Source organism: Achromobacter sp. K91, from assembly GCF_003576205.1.
Taxonomy (GTDB): domain Bacteria; phylum Pseudomonadota; class Gammaproteobacteria; order Burkholderiales; family Burkholderiaceae_B; genus Achromobacter; species Achromobacter aegrifaciens.
The window spans coordinates 18,799-35,491 of sequence record NZ_QWFB01000060.1 but is presented as its reverse complement, the minus strand read 5'-3'; the positions used below and the strand labels follow the sequence as shown (position 1 = coordinate 35,491).

At 65.2% G+C, this 16,693-nt stretch carries 14 protein-coding genes; 7 read left to right on the top strand and 7 right to left on the bottom strand.

What is annotated here, in order from left to right; all coding sequences use genetic code 11:
* The first annotated feature begins 42 nt into the window (after window positions 1-42).
* Both DXK93_RS27895 and DXK93_RS27890 read left to right on the top strand, forming a co-directional pair.
* Window positions 43-669 carry a TRAP transporter small permease subunit gene (locus tag DXK93_RS27895; RefSeq protein ID WP_054459069.1) on the top strand — a complete coding sequence of 209 codons (627 nt, stop codon included), beginning with the start codon at window positions 43-45 and terminating at the stop codon, window positions 667-669.
* A 2-nt stretch (window positions 670-671) separates the two neighbouring features.
* Window positions 672-2,330, top strand: coding sequence for a TRAP transporter large permease subunit (locus DXK93_RS27890; RefSeq protein ID WP_054459071.1), 1,659 nt, complete (start codon window positions 672-674; stop codon window positions 2,328-2,330).
* 35 nt (window positions 2,331-2,365) lie between these two features.
* Here DXK93_RS27890 and DXK93_RS27885 read toward each other — a convergent pair whose 3' ends face one another.
* Complete coding sequence (locus DXK93_RS27885; protein WP_119451806.1) at window positions 2,366-3,169, bottom strand: class I SAM-dependent methyltransferase; 804 nt, start codon at window positions 3,167-3,169, stop codon at window positions 2,366-2,368.
* A 301-nt stretch (window positions 3,170-3,470) separates the two neighbouring features.
* Window positions 3,471-4,295, bottom strand: a complete 825-nt coding sequence (locus DXK93_RS27880) for a class I SAM-dependent methyltransferase (RefSeq protein ID WP_119451805.1) — start codon at window positions 4,293-4,295, stop codon at window positions 3,471-3,473.
* Between the two features lie 295 nt (window positions 4,296-4,590).
* Here DXK93_RS27880 and DXK93_RS27875 point away from each other — a divergent pair, with 295 nt between their 5' ends.
* Entirely contained in the window at window positions 4,591-4,848 is a 258-nt protein-coding gene (locus DXK93_RS27875; RefSeq protein ID WP_013393124.1) for a helix-turn-helix transcriptional regulator, read from the top strand.
* A gap of 3 nt (window positions 4,849-4,851) precedes the next feature.
* Window positions 4,852-6,198 carry a type II toxin-antitoxin system HipA family toxin gene (locus DXK93_RS27870; protein ID WP_119451804.1) on the top strand — a complete coding sequence of 449 codons (1,347 nt, stop codon included), beginning with the start codon at window positions 4,852-4,854 and terminating at the stop codon, window positions 6,196-6,198.
* Window positions 6,199-6,279: 81 nt separating this feature from the next.
* Here the strand turns inward: DXK93_RS27870 and DXK93_RS27865 are convergent, their stop codons facing one another.
* Complete coding sequence (locus DXK93_RS27865; RefSeq protein ID WP_119451803.1) at window positions 6,280-6,945, bottom strand: GntR family transcriptional regulator; 666 nt, start codon at window positions 6,943-6,945, stop codon at window positions 6,280-6,282.
* Between the two features lie 11 nt (window positions 6,946-6,956).
* Entirely contained in the window at window positions 6,957-8,732 is a 1,776-nt protein-coding gene (locus tag DXK93_RS27860; protein ID WP_199728342.1) for an IlvD/Edd family dehydratase, read from the bottom strand.
* Between the two features lie 220 nt (window positions 8,733-8,952).
* Here DXK93_RS27860 and DXK93_RS27855 point away from each other — a divergent pair, with 220 nt between their 5' ends.
* Window positions 8,953-9,948, top strand: coding sequence for a tripartite tricarboxylate transporter substrate binding protein (locus DXK93_RS27855; protein ID WP_054459082.1), 996 nt, complete (start codon window positions 8,953-8,955; stop codon window positions 9,946-9,948).
* A 287-nt stretch (window positions 9,949-10,235) separates the two neighbouring features.
* On the top strand, window positions 10,236-12,233 hold the full coding sequence (gene pdeR, locus DXK93_RS27850; RefSeq protein ID WP_119451802.1) for a cyclic di-GMP phosphodiesterase: 1,998 nt from the start codon (window positions 10,236-10,238) through the stop codon (window positions 12,231-12,233).
* 24 nt (window positions 12,234-12,257) lie between these two features.
* Here the strand turns inward: pdeR and DXK93_RS27845 are convergent, their stop codons facing one another.
* Window positions 12,258-13,142 (bottom strand): crotonase/enoyl-CoA hydratase family protein, encoded by an 885-nt coding sequence (locus tag DXK93_RS27845; protein ID WP_054459094.1) that lies wholly within the window; start codon window positions 13,140-13,142, stop codon window positions 12,258-12,260.
* Between the two features lie 346 nt (window positions 13,143-13,488).
* Window positions 13,489-14,232: an SDR family oxidoreductase gene (locus DXK93_RS27840; protein WP_119451801.1), complete on the bottom strand. Its 744-nt coding sequence runs from the start codon at window positions 14,230-14,232 to the stop codon at window positions 13,489-13,491.
* Window positions 14,233-14,346: 114 nt separating this feature from the next.
* Between DXK93_RS27840 and DXK93_RS27835 the strand changes: the two genes are divergently transcribed.
* Window positions 14,347-15,258 carry a LysR family transcriptional regulator gene (locus DXK93_RS27835; RefSeq protein WP_054459096.1) on the top strand — a complete coding sequence of 304 codons (912 nt, stop codon included), beginning with the start codon at window positions 14,347-14,349 and terminating at the stop codon, window positions 15,256-15,258.
* On the opposite strand, the gene DXK93_RS27830 is transcribed toward DXK93_RS27835, so the two are convergent.
* Window positions 15,237-16,631, bottom strand: coding sequence for a GntP family permease (locus DXK93_RS27830; protein WP_119451800.1), 1,395 nt, complete (start codon window positions 16,629-16,631; stop codon window positions 15,237-15,239). The genes DXK93_RS27835 and DXK93_RS27830 overlap by 22 nt on opposite strands.
* Window positions 16,632-16,693: the final 62 nt, after the last annotated feature.

The following is a 16,693-nucleotide window of genomic DNA, read 5'->3' as shown; positions in this document are numbered from 1 at the left end:
GTGGGGCAGGTGCGTGATTAGAAACGATTCTGGGGAAAACAGATGCAAGCACTACTCGCCTTGTCGCGTGGCATAGACGCGATCAATCTACGCATGGGCCGGGCCGTGTCCTGGGTCACGCTGCTGGTTGTGCTGGTCAGCGCCGGAAACGCCATCATGCGCAAGATATTCCACGACAGCTCCAACGCCTGGCTGGAGCTGCAGTGGTACATGTTCGGCGCCATGTTCCTGCTGACCGCAGGCTACACCCTGCTGAAAAACGACCACGTCAGGGTGGACATCATTGCGTCGCGGCTGTCGCGCCGCGCGCAGATCGGGATCGAGATCTTCGGCGTGCTGTTCTTCCTGATGCCGGCCTGCCTGCTGATCATGTACCTGTCCTGGCCGGTGTTCATGGATTCGTACCTCAGCAACGAATATTCCTCCAATTCGGGCGGACTGATCCGCTGGCCGGTGAAGCTGCTGATTCCGGTGGGCTTCGCGCTGCTGGTGCTGGCCGGGCTGTCGCATCTGATCAAGTGCGTGGGCTTCCTGATGGGACGTTGCCGCGACCCGCGCGAACGCGAGGGAGCCAAGAGCGCGGAAGAAGAACTGGCCGAGGAAATCGCCCGCGAAGCGCAGGCGCGCGAGGCGGCCGCGCAGAACGAACTGAACAACAAGGGTCGCTGATCATGGAGTTTCTCATTGCCAATCTGGCGCCGATCATGTTCGCGACGCTGATCATCTTTCTACTGTTGGGCTTTCCGGTGGCGTTCGCGCTGGCGGCCAACGGCATCCTGTTCGGCCTGGTCGGCATGGAGCTGGGCCTGCTCAACTCCTCGCTGTTCCAGGCGCTGCCGCAGCGCGTGTTCGGCATCATTTCCAACGACACGCTGCTGGCGGTGCCGTTCTTCACGCTGATGGGCCTGGTACTGGAGCGATCCGGCATGGCCGAGGACCTGTTGGAGACCATAGGCCAGCTGTTCGGCTCGATCCGCGGCGGCCTGGCCATCGCGGTGGTGTTCGTGGGCGCGATGCTGGCCGCGACCACGGGCGTGGTGTCGGCGTCGGTCATTTCCATGGGCCTGATCTCGCTGCCGATCATGTTGCGCAACGGCTATGACCGCAAGCTGGCCAGCGGCGTGATCGCCGCGTCCGGCACCTTGTCGCAGATCATTCCGCCTTCGCTCGTGCTCATCATCCTGGCGGACCAGCTTGGACGTTCCATCGGCGACATCTACCGCGCCGCCATGGTGCCGGGCTTCATCCTGGCCGGCCTGTACATCGTCTATGTCGTCATCATGAGCCTGCTGAAGCCGGATTCGGCGCCCGCGCTGCCGGAAGAGGCTCGCCGCTTCCAGGAGCCGAATGGTGGCCGGGGCGGACGTTCGCTGCTGGTGCTGATGACGATTTCCGCCGTGTCGGCATACTTTCTGGGCCGCTGGGTCGAGAACCACACCGCGCCGATGGATGAGCGCATCGTGGTGGCGCTGCTGTTCTGGGGCGCGACCGCCTTCGTCATCGCGCTGGTGAACAAGGCGCTGGGCCTGGGCCTGCTGTCGGCCCTGGCCGAGCGCGTGACCTTCGTGATGATCCCGCCGCTGGCGCTGATCTTCCTGGTGCTGGGCACCATCTTCATCGGCGTGGCCACGCCGACCGAAGGCGGCGCCATGGGCGCGGTGGGCGCCATCCTGATGGCGGTGGCGCGCCGCCGCCTGTCGCTGGACCTGCTCAAGCAGGCCATGGACACGACCACCAAGCTGTCTTGCTTCGTCGTGTTCATCCTGGTGGGTTCCACCGTGTTCGGCTTGACCTTCCGCGCCGTCAACGGCGACCTGTGGGTCGAGCATCTGCTGACCGGCCTGCCGGGCGGACAGTGGGGCTTCCTGATCGTGGTCAGCATCCTGACCTTCGTGCTGGCATTCTTCCTGGACTTCTTCGAACTGGCGTTCATCATCGTGCCGCTGCTGGGGCCGGTGGCCGACAAGCTGGGCATCGACCTGATCTGGTTCGGCGTGATCCTGGCCGTCAACATGCAGACCTCGTTCATGCATCCGCCGTTCGGATTCGCGCTGTTCTACCTGCGGTCGGTGGCGCCACGGGACCGCTACAAGGACCGGGTCACGGGCAAGATGATCGAGCCGGTCACGACGGGGCAGATCTACTGGGGCTCGGTGCCGTTCATCGTGATCCAGCTGCTGATGGTGGCCGCGGTGATGGCCTTCCCGGGCATGGTGATGCACTACAAGGGGACGGCTGCGGTGGTCGACCCGAGTTCGGTCTCGCTGGAGGTCGGGGGCAGCGGCTACGGGGGCAGCGCCTACGGCGCGGACGCCAATCCGTTCAAGTGAGGTGGCAGGGGCGTCCAGGGGACGCCCCTTGATCTTTAGGGCTTGACTGCGTATGTGGCCAGGAACGTCGGCAGGAAGCGGTCGATCAGGAAGCGCGGCTGGGGCTGTTCATCTTCATAAAACCCCTTCAGCAGGAACCCGGCTTCCAGCTGGCCGCCGATCTGTTCGTCCAGGCTGTGCCCGAACACCAGCGCGTCGCCCCGGCCCTGCTTTTCCGCCAGTTCCGATGCGCTCAGGTCGCGCAGGTCCGAGTAGGGCAGCCGGAAGCGCGGCCGGATCAGGCCCTGCTCGGCCAGTTCCGGCGCGCGGTCGCCGACGAACACGACCGGGTTGTAGAAGCTGCTGAGCAGCCTGCCGCCATGCTTCAGCACCCTGAAGCACTCCCGCCAAACAGGCCGCACGTCGGGCACGTACAGGTTGGAGATCGGATGCACGATGCAGTCGAAGGACGCGTCGGCGAATGCCGAGAGATCCCGCATGTCTCCCTGCACGGTTGCGAGCGCCAGGCTGTCGCGGCGCGCGACCATGTCGTCCTGGGCCAGTTGCAGCGGCGAAGCGTCGAACACGGTCACGTCCGCGCCGGCCGCGGCCAGCACGGGCGCCTGTTGGCCGCCGGCGGAGGCCAGGCACAGGATGCGCGGAACCGGATACATCGCCGGCAGCCAATCCGCGGGCAGGGCGCGCGGCGTGATGTGCACCTGCCAGTCTCCGCGGCGCGCGGCCTCGATCGTTTCGGGGCCGACCGGTTGCGACCAGGCGCATTGCTGCGCGGCCTGGCGGTCCCAGGCGGCGCGGTTGTGTTGATAGATATCGATGGCGTTGTTGTCAGTCGCAGGCATTGCGTTTTCCTTCTGTCAAAAGGGGAAAACTGCCGATGGACACGCGATCCGCGAGCCTGTGCCTGAAGGGAGCAGGACGCGGCGCGCCGATAGGGGCCAGGTCCTGCAAGACATCAGAATCGAACAAGCAATGCGGCTCGCGCGCCAGGCAGCGAGGGGGGCAAGATGCGTGGGCATCCCGGCATTTACTTGTTCACTCTGAGTGCTCCGGTGGAAGGGGAGAAGGTTGCAAGCTTAACCGGGACGGCGCGGCGGGACAAACGGCCGCCCGCCGCCGGTTCATCGCGCGGCCGTCGCGCAGCTATGCGCCGCGCGGCGCCGTGATCACATGCGCCTGGATCTTTCCTGCGATGGGCCCCGCGCCATAGCGCGCACGCAGCGCATCGGTCGCGGCATGGACCGCCTGCCCCAGCATGTCCGCGCCGCGGGCCTCGATCTCGTTGCGCAGCGGCGTGCCCTGGCAATAGGCGATTGCAGCCGTCTGCGGCGTGTCGGCGCGGCTTTCGAATGCAATGGTTTCCAGCGTCTGGCGGCCGGTGAATCCGGCGCGGGCCAGGTCGGCTCTGATGACGGCCGCGTCGTAATAACCATGCGGAATCCGGCTCATGAACCTGGGAGGATCACCGGGGAACAGCCGCGCCAGGGCCTGTTCCACCGTATCGGCAAACGCGTTGTCCTCGATGCGGTCCCAGACGTTGAACAGGAAGGCGCCGCCCGGCCGCAAGACCCGGCGCGCTTCGGCGTAGGCCGCAGCCTTGTCCGGCAGGAACATGTAGCCGAACTGGCACACCACGGCATCGAAGGCCTGGTCCTCAAAGGGTAGCTGAAGGGCGTCGGCCTGGCGCCAGGTGATGGCGCGGCTTGCGCCCAGCGTCTGGGCTTGTTCCAGCATGGCCGGGTTCAGATCGGTGGCGACGATGGCCGCGCCGGCGGGCAACTGCTCCGCGAGTTGGCGCGTCACTACGCCTGTGCCTGCGGCGATCTCCAGCACGGCCGCAGGATGCAGCGCCGCCGTTCGCGCGGCGATGTCTGCGGCATAGGGCTGGAAGACGAGAGGAACCATGTACCGCTGGTAGAACTGCGGGATGGATCCGGAGAAAACACGATCACTAGGAGCAGTGTTCATGATGTTCGACTCCAAAGCGGCCGCGCGGGGCGGTCTTCAGATTGAACTTGCCCTCGTCCGATGTCGGACGGGAATTCCATTTTAGGCAGTGCGAGTAGGTATGGCGAAGAGAGGAATGATGCGAGAGGCTCACATCCTTGTGGCCCCTGGGCCTCATATTCCGGGAGTCAGCCTGATTTTGTAGCCTTTGGGGCGGAATAATTGGCTGGCGCATATAGTCTAGTGCGATCCATTTTGTGCCTTTTGGGCTACAAAATGGATAGAATGTTCTTATTTTGATGCCTAGGGGCTACAAATGACGACTTTAGGTGATGTGGCGGAAATGCTGAAGAACGTCCGTAAGCAGAATCGCCTTTCCCAAGACGAACTGGCCTCTCGCGCTGGCGTTGCTCGTACGACGGTTACGCGCATGGAAACGGTGGCGCGTGGGGACATGAGTGTGTCCGCGCTGGTTCGTTTACTGGATGCCGCGGGTTATGACCTCAAATTCGTAAAGCGCGGCCATGGCCGAACCGTTGAAGACATACTTGCTGAACAGCGACGCGGAGAGTGAGCTATGCGGCTGGACGTGTACGTTCTCGGGCAGCAGGTCGCCAAGCTCTATCGCGAGGCTGACGAGTATGTTCTTCAATATGAGCCGGACACTCCGGACAGCAGTTTCGTTAGTCTGGCGATGCCGGTACGTCAAGAAGCGTGGCGTTGGCCACGGGATCTGCATCCGTTCTTTCGCCAGAACCTGCCCGAAGGCTATCTGCTCGGCGTGATCCGCGAACTGTTCGGCCCTCTTCTGGATGGGACTGATCTTTCACTGTTGGCCGTGGTCGGGGCGGCCGGTATCGGCCGGGTGGCCGTGACGGTGGAAGGTGCTGCGCCGGGTGTCGACCTCAGTCCGTTGAACATTGAAGAGTTGCTTACCGCCGAGAAATCCGCTGCCCTTTTTGAAGAGCTGGTGCGCCGTTACGCACGTAGTGCGGTATCAGGCGTGGTGCCAAAATTTCTTGCACCAGAAGAACGGTTGGGCGCGGGGAAGGACACAGGCAAGACGACGTTGCGCACTGCCCAACACATCATCAAAGGTTCGGATAAGGCTACCGACTTCCTGGGTTTCAACGAGCACTACACATTGAAGGTGCTCGCACGCCTGAACGTTGTGCCGGTGGTTCAAACACAGATGTCCGCGGATGGGCGGATCCTGGTGGTGGATCGCTTCGATGTGGACACCGAAGGACGTCCTGCCTATGGGGTGGAAGACGCCTGCAATCTGCTCGGCCTGCCGCCGCACGAAAAATACAGTCCGTCGACAGAACGGGCGCTGAGCGCGACCAGGGCATATATTCCGTCTGCCATCAGACGCCAGCAGAACTTGCTGTTTGCTTGGCAGACGCTTGCAAACTACGTCGTGCGAAACTCCGACTGCCACGCCAAGAACATTGCCGTGTACTACTCAACCCTTGGGGATGTGCGCTACACGCCGGTGTATGACGTGGTGACGACCCAGGCGTATCCGCAATTCAGCAGCGCGCCCGGCTTGGCCGTGGCTGGCCGGAAGACCTGGTCGCCGGGCAAAGCGCTCTCGCGATTTTGCACCGCTCGGCTGGATATCTCGCCCAGGGACTACCAGGACATGGTCGAACAGCTCTGTGAGTCTGCTGTGGAGGTCGGCAAGGAGATCATAGAAGCGGCCAGGAATGAACCGCAGTGGAAATGGATCGCCAGACAGATGGTGCATGCTTGGAATGAGGGCATGTGCTCGCTTCGGAGCGTTCAACTGGAAAGGAAGTATCGCGGACTTGAAGCTGCCATAGAGAATGCCGGGCTCGGGGCGCCAGATGTTCCAGCATCTGCCAATGCGGCTATAGGACGTTCTGAAATGATCGCTCGGCCCGCCCGAAAGCGGACATGACGAACGAGGGGAGCGGTGTCATGTCCATGCACGGAAGTCGAGGTCTCCCGTGCGATGGACAAGAATGGCGGTTGCGGCCGCCTATCCCCCCAGCCGCGCCTGTTCCGCCGCCAGATAAGCGTCCCGCGACGGCAGCAGATGCTCCCGGCACAGCGCCATCAACCCCTCCCGGTCGCCATCCCGCAGTGCGTGGATCATGGCCCAGTGTTCCTGGCGGGCGCGTTCGCGGTAGCCGGCCGCGGCCAGCGAACCGAAGCGGATGGGGTGGGTGCGGCGGGCGTATTCCTCGATGGCCTGGCCCAGCACCGCGTTGTCCAGCAAACCGAAGAACTCGCGATGAAAGCGCTGGTTGCTGCGGAACACGCGGCGCGCGTCGCCATCGGCTACCGCCGCATCGTGTTCGCGCTGCACGGCCACCAGCGCCGCCAGCCGCGCCTGCGGCACGGGCAGCGGGATCTGGCTGGCGGCATGCACTTCCAGCATTTGGCGCAGCGCATACAGCTCCATGACTTCGCGCACCGCGTATGCGCGCACGACCGCGCCGATGTTGCGCTTTTTTTCCACTACGCCCAGCGCCTCGAGGTCGGCCAGGACCTGGCGCACCACATGGCGCTTGAGCGAAAAGCGCGCCATGAGTTCATCTTCGGTCAGGCGCTGGCGCGGGTGCAGCCGGCCGAAGACGATGTCTTCTTCCAGCATGGCGACCGCGGCCTGCATCGGCATGGAGTCGGGTGCGATGGCGTCCATGGGCTTGCCGCCTACTTTTTCGGCACGGTGTCGCGCGTGACGGCGGCGCGCAGGAAGTCGAAGTCGACGCCCTGGTCGGCCTGGGTCACGGTCTGCAGGAACAGCTTGCGGTAGCCGCGTTCGGCGGCGGGGCGGACGATGGGCTGGGCCGCGGCGCGGCGCGCCAGTTCGGCGTCGTCCACCAGCAGCGCGATCTCGCGGTTGGCCACCGACAGGCGGATGCGGTCGCCGTTCTGCACGTAGGCCAACGGGCCGCCGATGGCGGCTTCGGGCGTGACGTGCAGCACGATGGTGCCGGCGGCGGTGCCGCTCATGCGGCCGTCGGAGATGCGCACCATGTCCTTCACGCCGGCGCGCGCCAGCTTCCTGGGGATGGGCATGTAGCCGGCTTCGGGCATGCCGGGCGCGCCGGTCGGGCCGATGCGCTTGAGCACCAGGATGTCTTCGGCGGTGACATCCAGCGCCTCGTCGTCGATGCGCCGCGCCATGTCCTCGGCGTCCTCGAACACGACGGCGCGGCCCTCGTGCTCCATCAGCTTGGGATTGGCGGCGGATTGCTTGATGATGGCGCCGCCCGGCGCCAGATTGCCGCGCAGCACGGCCAGGCCGCCCACCGGGTAGATGGGCGAGGCCGCGGTGCGGATCACGTCCTGCGCGAAGGCGGGCGGGGAGTCGTCGAGTTCCTCGCCCAGCGTGCGGCCCGACACGGTCAGCGCGTCCAGGTGCAGGTAGGGGCGCAGCTCGCGCAACAGGGCTGGCATGCCGCCGGCGTGGTGGAAGTCTTCCATGTAGTGCTGGCCGGAGGGCTTCAGGTCGACCAGCACGGGCGTTTCGCGGCTGATGCGGTCCAGGCCGGCCAGGTCGATGTCTATGCCCAGGCGGCCGGCGATCGCCGTCAGGTGCACGATGCCGTTGGTGGAGCCGCCGATGGCCAGCAGCACGCGCAGGGCGTTCTCGATGGATTTGCCGGTAAGGATGCGGTCGGGCGTCAGGCGCGAGGCGGCCATGGCGACCGCCGTGGCGCCGGTCTTCTCGGCGACGCGCACGCGGTCGGCGGTGACGGCCGGGGCCGACGCACCGCCGGCCACCATCATGCCCAGGGCTTCGGTGATGCAGGCCATGGTGCTGGCCGTGCCCATCACGGAACAGGTGCCCACGCTGGCGACCAGCTGGTTGTTCACGTCCGAGATCTCGGCCGCGTCGATCTCTTCGGCGCGGTAGCGGCCCCAGTAGCGGCGGCAGTCGGTGCAGGCGCCCACGCGCTCGCCGCGGTGCGAGCCGGTCAGCATGGACCCCGTGACCAGCTGGATGGCGGGCACGCCGGCAGACGCCGCGCCCATCAGCTGGGCCGGCACGGTCTTGTCGCAGCCGCCGATCAATACCACCGCGTCCATGGGCTGGGCCCGGATCATCTCCTCGGTGTCCATGGACATGAGGTTGCGCAGGTACATGCTGGTGGGCTGGGAGAAGCTCTCGTGCACCGAAATGGTGGGAAAGTCCATGGGCAGGCCGCCGGCCAGCATGACGCCGCGCTTGACCGCTTCGATCAGTTGCGGCGCGTTGCCATGGCAGGGGTTGTAGCTGCTGCCCGTATTGACGATGCCTATGATGGGGCGCGACAAGGCGTCGTCGGTCAAGCCCGCGCCCTTGATGAAGGCCTTGCGCAGGAACAGCGAAAAGCCGGTGTCGCCGTAGTTGGTGAGCCCGCGGGCCACGCCTCGAGCGGTGGCGCCGTCACTGCTGAAAGGGCCCGGCGCGGCTGCGTCCTTCTTGATCTCGTCCTTCATTATTTATCTCGATAATATTATTGATAATCTGATGGCGGCATCATATCCAGCCTTTGAAAGTGGCTGCAAGCGATTTATCGGCGCCTTTTAATTGATCCTGTATGTAGATCAGTCGATAGAAAAATTCTGATTCTTCAATCAAGAAGGTGAACCTACACTGGCGCGGTTGACGAGCCGGGCGTCCGTTTCATTCCTATACTCATCCCGGCAGGAGACCTACATGTCAGACCTGCGTCTGCGGCCGCGCCGCGCCGTGTTGTTTTCCCTGCTGGCCTTGTGCGCCGGCGTGTCCGCTCCCGCCCTGGCCGCCGACGCCTACCCCGACAAGCCCATCCGCATGATCGTGCCGTACCCGCCCGGAGGCGCGACCGACGTGATCGGCCGCGTGCTGGCGCAGGAGCTGACCGGCGCGCTGGGCCAGTCGGTGATCGTGGAGAACCGGGCGGGCGCCGCCGGCAACATCGGCGCCGACCAGGTCGCCAAGGCGCAGCCCGATGGCTACACGCTGCTGATGGGCGCGCTGACCAGCCATTCCATCAACGCCGCCTTGTACCGCGGCCGCGTCACCTATGACGTGGAGAAGAGCTTCGCGCCGGTGTCCATCGTGGGCACGGTGCCGCTGGTGTTCGTGGTGAATCCGTCGGTGCAGGCGAAAACGCTGGCCGAGTTCATCGCGCTGGCCAAGTCCAAGCCCGGGTACATCACCATGGGTTCGGCCGGCAACGGCTCGCCGCAGCATCTGGCCGCCGAAATGTTCAAGCGCACCGCCGGCGTGGACGTACTGCACGTACCCTACAAGGGCAGCGGCCCGGCGATGACCGACCTGATGGGCGGGCAGGTGCTCAGCATGATCGAGACCGTGCCCGCGGCACAGGGCAACATCAAGGCCGGCAAGCTGCGCGCGCTGGCGGTGACGTCGGCGCAACGCGTGGACGCGCTGCCGGACGTGCCGACCGCGGCCGAAGCCGGCCTGAAGGATTTCGAGGTCAGTTCGATGTTCGGCATCGTGGCGCCCGCCAATACTCCGGCGCCCGTGATCCAGCGCTTGAATGGCGAACTGAAGAAGATCCTGGCCAAGCCTGAGGTCCAGGCCTCGCTGCTGAACCAGGGCGCCATCGCCACCTGGACCACGCCGGCCGACGCCGGCGCCCGCGTGTCGGCCGAACTGGCGCGTTGGACCAAAGTCATCGACGACGCGGGCGTGAAGGGGGATTAATACCCCTAAAGTTGTGGCTATACGTCACCCGCCGGAAGTTCCGCCCGGAACCTCCGGCGATTTTGTTTGCGCGCGCGCTCGTGAAAGACGCAACAAGGCTTGCGCGCAAACTGGGGAATACGCACTGAAAAAAGGGTGGATGCAAACTTTTGCGCTATGAACCGCCAAAGGGGACGCAATAAACCGCAATAAAACCCTCGCGAGATTGTATACAGTGGTTGACCCCGAATAGACTAGGCCGTAATGTAGTTTGCGGGCCTTCCCGGGACGGCAGAAGGGGGATAACAATGACAGACGACCAGGACGAAAAGTCGATTCTGTACACGCATTTCGGAACGCACAGTCCGTATTGGCGTCTGTCCGCCGATAGCGACGCGTTCGAACTTGCAGCAGTCAAGGGCGCAGCCAATATCGCAATGGCATTGCGCCCGGAACAAGCCGAGACGATACGCAGCCTGACGGGCATCACTTCCAGCGTGCGCATCGACATCTCGTTGTACGGCGACATGCTCCGGCTCCATCTGGTGGGCCGCAAGATCAATCCCAACGAATGGGCCGGCACCGCGTCCGCCCATTCCGATACCGAATCCGTGGCCAAGGATCTGGTCGAAGGCCTGTCCTTCGCCGAGACCGTCGTGTCCGAGGCCAACTCGGTCATCGTCATCGTGGACCAGAACGGCCGGGTGCAACGCTTCAACAAGCTCAGCGAGGAATACACCGGCAAGCGCGAGCAGGACATCATCGGCCGCAGCGTGTTCGAGATGTTCATGACGCGCGAAGAGGCGATCGCCTCGCGCCGCAATATCGCCGAGTTCTACAAGCGCGGACAATCCTACGAGGCCGAGCGCCTCATCAATACGGTCAAGGGACCGCGCCTCTTCCTGTTCCGCAACAAGTTCGTCACCAGCGGCAGCGGCGAAAAGCGCGTCTACCTGATCTGCTCGGGCACCGACATCACCGAGGAACGCCAGGCGCAGGAGCGCCTGCGGGTGCTGGCCAACACCGACATGCTGACCAACCTGCCCAACCGCCACGCGATCACCACGCGGCTGAAGACGGCGTTGGCGGCGGGCCAGGATGGGCGCGGCGGCGTGCTGTTCCTGGACCTGGACAATTTCAAGCGCATCAACGACCACTACGGCCACGGCTTCGGCGATCGGCTGTTGAAGTCGGTCGCGGTCGCGATTTCCTCCTGCCTCTCCGAAGGCCAGACCCTGGCGCGGTTGGGCGGCGACGAATTCATCGTGCTGCACGAGGCCGCGCAGACCTGGGAATTGGAGGCGACCGCCCAGCGCATCATCGAACGGCTGCGCGAGCCTTTCCGCCAGGGGCTGATCGAGGTCTACACCAGTTGCTCCATCGGCATCGCCATGTATCCCGACCACGGCGCCGACCTGGACAGCGTGGTGCGCAGCGCCGACATCGCCATGTATGTGGCCAAGGAAGCGGGACGCCATACCTACCGCGTATTCCAACCCGAGATGGACCGCCGCAACGCGGACTACGTCTGGCTGGACACCAACCTGCGCAAGGCGCTGGCCGAAGACCATCTGATGCTGTACTACCAGCCCAAGCTGGCCGGCCGCAACGGCGAGGTCGACGGGGTCGAAGCCCTGGTGCGCTGGCGCTCGCCGGAGCGCGGCATGGTCGGCCCCGCCGTCTTCATTCCGTACGCCGAGGAGTCGGGCCTGATCTCGCCGCTGGGCGTGTGGGTCATGCGCGAAGCGGCCCGGCAGGCCGCGGCCTGGAAGCGCGACGGCCTGAACATCCGCATCGCCATCAACGTGTCGGCGCGGCAGTTGAACGACAAGGGCGTGGTCAGCGACTTCATGCGCGCCATCGGCGACGCCAGCCTGGATCCCTGCCTGCTGGACATCGAACTGACCGAAAGCTGCCTGATCGACGACGAAGGCGCCGCCATCGAACTGATCAAGCAGTTCCGGCAACTGGGCGCGCGCGTTCATCTGGACGACTTCGGCACGGGCTATTCCTCGCTGTCGCAGCTTGCCCGCATTCCGCTGGACGCGATCAAGCTGGACGCGAGCTTCGTGCGCGGCGTCAACGAGAACCCGGTGTCGCAGGCGCTGGCGCGCGCCATCGTCGCGGTGGCGCGCACGCTGGAGCTGAAGGTGATCGCCGAGGGCGTGGAAACGACCGAAGAGGCCGTGTTCGTCGACACCCTGGGCGTGGACGCCAAACAGGGCTACCTGTACGCCAAGCCCATGCCGGCGGCGGAGTTCACCGCCTGGCTGGCCCAGCGCCGCCGGCTGCATCTCATTGCCTGACGCAGCCGGCAGCGCCTTGCCGCATCAATGCATGGTGGCTTCCAGCGCGGACTCCGCGCTGGAAGAACTGCGGCGGTTCTGCGCCATCACCAGGCGCTCCATGTAGGCGCGGTCCTTCGGGTCGATCGAAAACGCGGCCTCGACCCAATCTTCCGTGATGTCCATCAGCTCCGAGCGCGACAGGCTCAGCACGCGCTGGCGCGCACGCAGCATGGCGCGCATGCCGTTGAGCTTGGGCCGCATCACGTCGATGAAGGTGCGCGTGGCCTTGTAGGCGTCGCCCGGCTCGAACAGCACGTCGACCAGGCCGCGGCCATGGAACCATTCGGCGGTATGGGATTCGCCCGTGCCGATCAGCTCTTCGGCCAGCTTCATGCCCGAACGCCGTGCCACCAGCGAGTAGCCGCCCATGCCAGGGAAGAGGTTGAACGCCATTTCAGGAAAGCCCATGCGGGCGGTGTTCTGCGCCAGCACGAAGTGGTGGGCCAACGCGGCCTCGAAGCCGCCACCCAGGGCGGTGCCTTCGATCATCGCCAGCGAGATCGCGCCGGTGTCGAAGCCGCGGGTGGCGGCATGCACGCAATCCACGCAAGCCCGGGCGTACGCCCGCAGCGCTTCGCGCTTGCCGGTGCGTATGGCTTCCGCGAAGAAATTCAGATCGCCGCCCACGTTGTAGATCTGAGGAACGAGCGAGCCGGTGACCCAGAAATCGATGGGCAGGCCGGAGTCCTTGGCGGCGCGCGCCAGGGTCATGATCTCGTCGATCAATTCATGGTTGAAGCACGGACGCGGTTGAGCGCGCAGCATCATCCACATGACCCGACGTCCCTCCTCGTAGAACGCCGAGAGCTGCTTCAGGTTGCCTGCGGCGGTGAAGGGGTGGCAATCCGGATGAATGAGTTGATTCATTTACTTTCGTCCAATTGATCAAGGTGAGTCGGAGTACTACGGGATCAGCCTAATACAGACCTTCCGGCTCTCGTCTCATGCAAACCTCGTCCAGCTGGCCAGACTTGTCCGTAAGTCAAAGGCCCGAGTGATCAATGGAGAAACGCGGCGAGCGGGCGCAGCCGCTCAACCCATCAGGCGATGGGGGCATGGGTAAAACGGATGAGGGATACACGCAAATTCGCGGCTGTCGGGGCGATGCGCCGCGCACGCGCCGAAAGCGGCGCGCTCGTGCGTAGGGATGAGGGATGGCGCGGCCGAATGGCCGCGCGCGGACTTGCGTTGTACCGCTTCGGAATGCGGCGGATCAGGCGACGCCGCCGTTGGCGCGCAGGATCTGCCCGTTGACCCAGCCTGCCTCGGGGCCTGCCAGGAACGACACCACGTTGGCAATGTCATCGGGCTGGCCCAGGCGTTCGAGGGGCGGCATCTTGGCGTAGTGCTCGATCAGCTCGGGACTCTTGCCGTTCAGGAAGAGGTCGGTGGCGACGGGGCCGGGCGCCACCGCGTTGACCGTGATGCGGCGGCCGCGCAATTCCTTGGCGAACACCTGTGTCAGGCTTTCCACCGCTGCCTTGCTGGCGATGTAGACGGAGTAGTTCGGCAGGTTGAGCGCGATGGTGGTGCTGGACACGTTGACGATGCTGCCGCCGTCGGCCAAGCGTGTGGCAGCTTCGCGCAGCGTGTTGAAGGTGCCGCGGGTGTTGATGCCGAAGGTCTGCTCGTAGAGCTCGTCGCTGGTCTCGGCCAGCGGCACCATCTTCAGGATGCCGGCGCTGTTGACCAGGACGTCGATGCGGCCCAGTCCCGCTTCCACCTGGTCGAACATGGCGCGCACCTGGTCCGCCCGGGACACGTCGGCGCGCACTGCCAGGGCGCGGCCGCCCGCGGCGCGGATTTCGTCGGCAAGCGCCTCGGCCTCGGCGGCGCTGGAGGCGTAGTTGATGGCGACGGCGTGGCCGTCGCGCGCCAGGCGGCGGACGATGGCGGCGCCTATGCCGCGCGATCCGCCGGTGACGAGCGCGATGCGTTGCGTGGCCTGGGTGTTCATGTCGTATCTCCGGTTGGATGGGGGTGAGGCGTATCTTGAACTATTCCAGAAAAAAGATAATTACTCTATATTCGCTAACATAATTTCATCTGCATTAATAATGGGCGAGTGACAATGGACCGGTTCCAGGAAATGCAGGTGTTCGTGCGCATCGCCGAAAGGCGTAGCTTTTCCAAGGCGGCAGAGGACCTGCAGATTCCGCGGCCCACGGTCACCAATCTGGTCAAGCGGATGGAAGCGCGCCTCGGGGCGCGGCTGCTTGAACGCACCACGCGCCAGGTACGGCTGACCCATGATGGCGAGGCCCACTACCAGCGCTGCGTGCGGCTCCTGGCGGATCTGGAAGAGGCCGACGGCGCCTTCCTGGACACCTCGCCCAAGGGCCTGTTGCGCGTCAATGCGCAGGGCACGCTGGCCAGGTTCTTCGTCATGCCCGGCCTGCCGGCCTTTCTGGAACGCTATCCCGACATCGTGCTGCAACTGGGCGAGGACGACCGGCTGGTGGACCTGGTGCGCGAAGGCGTGGACTGCGTGCTGCGCACCGGCACGCTGCAGGATTCCTCGCTGGTGGGACGCCAGATCGCGCTGATGCCGCAGGTCACCGTGGCCAGCCCCGCCTATCTGGCGCGCCACGGCGAGCCGCGGCGGCTGGAAGATCTGGAAGGCCATCGGGCGGTGGACTACCTGTCCAGCGCCACTGGGCGCAGCCTGCCGCTCGATTTCATGGTCGACGGCAAGAACGTGCAGGTACGCCCCAGGGCCGTGGTCAGCGTGACTGGCGCGGAGCTCTACACCGGTGCGGCGCTGGCCGGCCTGGGATTGGTGCAGGTGCCGCGCTACCGCGTCGAGCGCGAGCTGGCGGCGGGCGAGTTGAAGATCGTGCTGCCCGGCGCGCCGCCCGCGCCCATGCCTGTGTCGGTGCTGTATCCGCAGAACCGCCAGGTGTCGGCGCGGGTGCGCGTCTTCACGCAATGGCTGGCGGAGGTCATCGCAGCCGGCCTGGCTCAGACGATGCCGGTCAGGTAGTACACCGCGATCGCCAGGAAGACCGAAGTGGTCGATATCAGCGTGATGGCGAAGATGTCGCCGTAGGACTGCCGGTGCGTCAGGCCCGTGACCGCCAGCAACGTGATCACCGCGCCGTTGTGCGGCAGCGTGTCCATGCCGCCGCTGGCCATGGCGGCGATCCGGTGCAGCACTTCCATCGGGATGCCCGCCGCGTGGGCGCTGTCGATGAAGGTCTGCGCCATGGCCGCCAACGCGATGCTCATGCCGCCCGAGGCGGAACCCGTGATGCCGGCCAGCGAGGTCACGGCCACCGCCTCGCCCACCAACGGGTCGGGGATGGCCTTGAGCGCGTCGGCCACCAGCAGGAAGCCGGGCAGGGCCGCGATGACGCCGCCAAAGCCGTATTCCGCTGCGGTGTTCATCGAGGCCAGCAACGCGCCCGACACCGCGCTCTTGCTGCCTTCGGCGAAATGCGCCTTGATGCCGCGGAACGAGAACAGCAGGATGGTGACGATGCCCGCGATCAGCGCGCCCATCACCGCCCACAGCGCCACCTGGTCCTCGGCGTTGACGGGCATGGGCTTGGGCAGGCCCGGCAGCGCGACTTCGGAGCCTGCCGGATACCAGCCCGGTATCCAGCGCGTCAGCAGGTAGTTGGCGACGCCCACCACCACCAGCGGCAGCAGCGCGATCAGCGGATGGTGCTCGCGTTCATTGGGCGGCGTGACCGGTTCGTTGCGCAGGTCGGTGCCGTAGGTCTCGCCCGCGGCTGCCGCGCGCTTGCGCCGCCACTCCAGGTAGGCGATGCCGGCGGTCAGCGTGAAGCAGGCGCCGATCAGGCCCAGCCACGGCGCGGCCCAGGTGGTGGTTTCGAAGAAAGTGGTGGGGATGATGTTCTGGATCTGCGGCGTGCCGGGCAGCGCGGTCATGGTGAACGTGAACGCGCCCAGCGCGATCGCGCCCGGCATCAGCCGTTTCGGGATGCCGCCCTGGCGGAACATCTCGGCCGCGAACGGATACACCGCGAACACCACCACGAATAGCGAGACGCCGCCGTAGGTCAGCACCGCGCAGACCAGCACGATGGCCATGATGGCGCGTTCGGCGCCGATCAGGCGCAGCACTGCCTGCACGATGGCGCGCGAAAAGCCCGACAGCTCGATCAGCTTGCCGAACACTGCGCCCAGCAAAAACACGGGGAAGTAGAGCTTGGCGAAGCCCGCCATGCGCTCCATGAAGATGCCCGAGAACACGGGCGCCAGCGCCGACGGGTCGGTCAGCAGCACCGCGCCCATGGCCGCGATGGGCGCGCACAGGATCACGCTATAGCCTCGATACGCCGCCAGCATCAGGAACGCCAGCGCCGCCACCACGATGAACAATCCGGTCATTCGGTACTCCGGGAATGAAGAGATAAGGGGTGTGGGGCTACACCTTACCGCATCGAGCCGAA